The following is a 629-nucleotide window of genomic DNA, read 5'->3' as shown; positions in this document are numbered from 1 at the left end:
CAGCAGGGCTCTCATCATAGTGCTCTCTATACAAAACGTATCGCGAGACGTCTGAATAGTTTATAACTTCGATTCTTTTATTGCCCTCAGTTTTATAAATATTTTCACTAGTTCTAAATCTAGCAGTAAAGCCACGCTCTCCTTTCTCTCCCGATCCAGATATAAAACAAAGCTTTCCTAGGACAGACAAATCGGTCTTAGGAAACCTTACAATCTTCCGTTCAGGCACTTGAGTTGGAGATTTAAACTCGGAAGGAAGCAACATTGTTTCGGCCGCAGAGGAATGCGGCACTAAGGCGCATATCAACAGAAACGCTGCTTTCATCTTCGTAGCCGATCTTAGAACAATCTTGTCGAAGACTTTATTACCTTGTCGTTTGTCAAGCTTCATGACTTAGCTTTCTGCTGGTTGGTATTTCGTCTCGACAGTGATTGATCCGAACCGTCCGACATTTCGCAAAATCATAGCCCCTTGATGATCATAATACCTTATCTGAGCGTAGTTCAGATTGCAGGCTTAGGTTTAGACACGTTCTACCGTTACGCTACTCGCATGTACTCCACGTGATTCCTTTGATTTAGCCAATCCCTTTTTTCCAGTGCTTGAAGACCGGGAATCTTTCCTGCCT

General features: G+C 43.1%; 1 protein-coding gene. It reads right to left on the bottom strand.

Annotated elements, in window-relative coordinates:
* The coding region (locus AB4091_RS21815; protein WP_442295001.1) for a hypothetical protein at window positions 1-391 on the bottom strand (391 nt) is incomplete at its 3' end.
* Window positions 392-629: the final 238 nt, after the last annotated feature.

The organism is Terrabacter sp. 2RAF25 (assembly GCF_052115265.1).
In the GTDB taxonomy this organism is placed as follows: domain Bacteria; phylum Actinomycetota; class Actinomycetes; order Actinomycetales; family Dermatophilaceae; genus Terrabacter.
The sequence above is the reverse complement of the archived record's forward strand: the minus strand, read 5'-3'. Positions and strand labels throughout refer to the sequence as shown.